The organism is Mesotoga sp. HF07.pep.5.2.highcov, assembly GCF_003666285.1.
Lineage (GTDB): Bacteria > Thermotogota > Thermotogae > Petrotogales > Kosmotogaceae > Mesotoga > Mesotoga prima.
The window spans coordinates 1-3,563 of record NZ_JFHJ01000201.1 but is presented as its reverse complement, the minus strand read 5'-3'; the positions used below and the strand labels follow the sequence as shown (position 1 = coordinate 3,563).

Annotated in this window: 2 protein-coding genes; one reads left to right on the top strand and one right to left on the bottom strand. The window is 45.9% G+C overall.

What is annotated here, in order from left to right; genetic code table 11:
* Positions 1-744 precede the first annotated feature (744 nt).
* Positions 745-1,299: a hypothetical protein gene (locus BG32_RS04145; protein ID WP_006486335.1), complete on the bottom strand. Its 555-nt coding sequence runs from the start codon at positions 1,297-1,299 to the stop codon at positions 745-747.
* 251 nt (positions 1,300-1,550) lie between these two features.
* Between BG32_RS04145 and BG32_RS04140 the strand changes: the two genes are divergently transcribed.
* The gene (locus BG32_RS04140) at positions 1,551-2,387 is read left to right on the top strand and encodes a serine O-acetyltransferase (RefSeq protein ID WP_006486333.1); all 837 of its coding nucleotides are present in this window, start codon (positions 1,551-1,553) and stop codon (positions 2,385-2,387) included.
* The last annotated feature ends 1,176 nt before the right edge of the window (positions 2,388-3,563 follow it).

Below are 3,563 nucleotides of genomic sequence, written 5' to 3'. Positions count from 1 at the left end.
TCTTCAAGCACATCTATTGCTCTTTCCGCATCATCGCCCGTAAGATCCGGTCCCCTTAGGTTGAGATGCACATGATTATCATCCGCGCTCTGGGAATAACTTCCGACTAGATTGCGTAGTTCATCGAGTTCGTTTCTTTTTTCCGCAGAGGTAGCCTTTTGCAAGTTCTTCATCTCCATCGGGTGAACTAAACTTTCTAATTATTCAATAACCCTTTAGTTTTTCTTCCGAATGAATGATTATAAATCTAGTTGGGCATCAAAACGAAGTTAAGTGGGGAGTATGAAATGTACAGTGAACCGGAAAAGAACCTCTTCCAAACCATTTGACTCTCTGCGACCAATCAGTGTTCGGACATCACAGGTTTCTTATTCCCTTTCCTTTATGGCAATGACAGCGACTTAGAGAGGTATTGTGACTTAAAAGCAGCTGAATGATTACTCTAAGCGCTAGGGAAGCAAAATCCAGCTTGCAATTCTTCTGACAGTTTGACTTCAGCGATTACTATTCTACAAACAGAAATTCAGATCAAGAAACTGCCATTCAAGCTGACTTAACGGATTATAATCGTGCGGTCCCTTGGACGCTGCTTGCATATCCTTGTTCGCAAAGCTGTGTCGACACAAGAAAAAATCTAGAATGCACTTCGATCGTCCAGCTGTTCTTGAAACATTTCAAGAGCAATGAAAGCAACGGTAATTCACTCAGCTAAGAGAGCAAAACCCTTCAACCTGAACGAGACCACTAATGGTGCCAGGAGTACTTATGTTCCGCGTCGGACCTGGTCCCTTCGGTGACGGGATAGTCTGACAGCAAAGTCTCGTTAGCTCTGTCAAAGGACGGGATTACTCCGAACATGTGATTCCAAGTATTGATGAAGATCAAGGGCCTTCCATCCACAAATGTTATTACATCAGGCATCAGGACCGCAGACCCATGTAGATTCTTCGTGTCATGAAAGGCGTGATCAGCTGCAAAAACACCCGGGAAATCTAGAGCAATTATCTTCCCATCCGAATCGAACCTGATGTAGAAACTCTCAATATCCTCAATACGGCCATATTTGAAATAGCGATAGATATCATAAAGGAAATTGATAACTGGACACGGGTAATCCTCATCGGTAAAGACTACAGTTATCTCGAGATTCATATTCTCTTCAGATAAATCCGTCAAGACTTCAACAATTCCGTTCTTAGAATCGCTTTGGGGCATGGAAAAAACCGGTAGCCCAATCTCAAATCTTGCGAACAATCCAATTGACAGTGCCAGGAAACATACCGTGAGCAATCTTCTCATATAACCTCATCCTCCATGAATAATTCTTCGCTTCTCGACTCATATTTTATACCCCATGTGCGCTCGGGTAACCACAAATATCGTGACCTTATGTTAGGCCAACTTTGGTATCCTTTGAAGTCGACGCTCCTCGGCGCGATCGACTACCGAGGTTTCAGAATGACATTGATTGATCAAAACTCGTTGAGCAATCTCATGATTTCTCGTCTATACTGAAAGAAATCAACTGAGTTTTTTAGGAGATAATGCTTATGAATGATAATTACAAAGACGAGATTTCACAAAAAGTAGCAAGAGCATACGAACAAATCGCCAAGACTCATTGTTCATCAAAGTCTTACTCACTTGGACATATAAAGCTAAAGACGGTAGAGCTCATTCATCTTATTCGAAAAACCTTCTGCCCGCAGCTTTCACATACCCGACCCGTTGACGGGGAAGAACTACTGTTGGAGGGTTTGAATACACTAAGGGAAATGATTATGGAAATACGACCTGAATTGGGAGAAGAAGGAGCAAGTCAAGTTGTGAAGGAGTTTTTGGCTGAACTACCCTCCGTTGCCTTGACTCTAGTCACAGACGTGCGGGCCGCATACGAAGGAGACCCCGCCGCCAAATCGGTGGAAGAAATCATGATCGCTTATCCCGCCTACGAAGCGATAAGCACTTACAGGCTCGCACACATTCTTTACAAACTGGACGTTCCGCTGATCCCCAGGATAATGACGGAGTATGCTCATCAAAAGACCGGAATAGATATTCACCCGGGTGCAGCAATCGGGAATTACTTCTTTATTGACCACGGCACCGGTGTCGTAATAGGAGAAACCTGCACCATAGGACACCATGTAAAGATATATCAGGGCGTAACGCTTGGCGCGAAAAGCTTCGAACTCGACGAGAATGGAAATCCGATAAAGGGAATCAAACGTCATCCAGACATCGGTAACCATGTCGTGATATACGCGGGAGCGACTGTGCTTGGCGGGAACACCGTTGTCGGAGATAACTGCGTGGTAGGCGGAAACGTCTGGCTCGTCCATTCGCTCAAGCCGGGAGAAAAGATCTACAACAACCCTGATAGTTAGAAGAGTCACATGATTTCCGTGCTTAAAGGAGCAGATGCAAGTTTGCATAGTTCCCTATCATAGATGAGCGGTTCTTCGAAATACCTTGCATTGTGATCCCGGATTTACTTCGTGGTCTGGTCTTGACCTTGTCGAAGGGTTATTCTCGGAGAGCGTTGGACGGATGACGTATAACCGCTCTCAATAATCTCAATCTTAAATCCCCGCTTGAGCGGCTTATCATAACCCACATCTCTTCTTTATAGTTCGATCATCTTATTCCCTAGTTCTATAATCAGCTAGAATTCTCGCGTCTCCACAGTCTTGCCATCTTACTTATTCTCTCTTGTTTCTTAACCAAGAACTAAGAACCTGGATGCGTAGCGTCGGAACTGAAAGCCGCCTCTCTCTCTTGCGAGACCCTACACCCCAAACCCTAGACCCGGTTCTTCCTGACTCTTGATCTTAAATCCCCGCTTGAGCGGGGCGGACCGCTTGCGGTGGGGAGTGTGCACATTGAAGCGCGCCTCGAACCATGCAACCTTTACGAAACTTGAATTTGTGTATTTGGCTCAATTCAGAGGACGAGGCACCCTTGACGCTCAACGTGGTTCTTATCAGCCAACAGCGGTTCTTCGCCCGCAAAGCGGTACTGAAGGTGACTGGCCTTCATCAGCAAATAAGTATCATCCGTTCTATTTCCTTCTACCCGGTATTGTTAACTCGTATTTCCTAACCCGCTCTTTAACCCGATCTTTTGTTTCTCCGCGAAGCCACTCTTGCGCTTCCCAATGCTCGTTGGGACGTCTTTATATTAACGGAAGGTTAAAACTGGAGTCCCCAAGGGACCCATTCAAGTACTTTGGTGCAGTCATTTTGTTTGTTGTTCAGCTTCCTAGCGCGTAAGCGACAGCATCACTTCCTCGCGGCAGCGAGCCTCACTTCCCGGGATGCTCCTCCCGGCCTCACTTCCTGCGCAGCAGCATCACTTCCCGACGAAGTCGGCATTGCGTTAACTTAACAATAATGACAAGCCAGTCGCCTTCGGTGGCAAGTCGCACTGCGTACGGCCAGGCGTGCAATGAGATTTTCTCATCGCTTCCTTCTTTTTGGATGGCACTTTCGGGAACTCGAGTATTTTAATTCATTACCAGCTTGAAGAGTCAAGGTTCTTCGGCAGATTACTGCCGTCCCTCA

What these genes read in the sequence shown, in the direction of transcription:
- BG32_RS04145 (WP_006486335.1), bottom strand. Translation starts at nt 1,299, where the DNA reads ATGAGAAGATTGCTCACGGTATGTTTCCTGGCACTGTCAATTGGATTG.
- BG32_RS04140 (WP_006486333.1), top strand. Translation starts at nt 1,551, where the DNA reads ATGAATGATAATTACAAAGACGAGATTTCACAAAAAGTAGCAAGAGCA.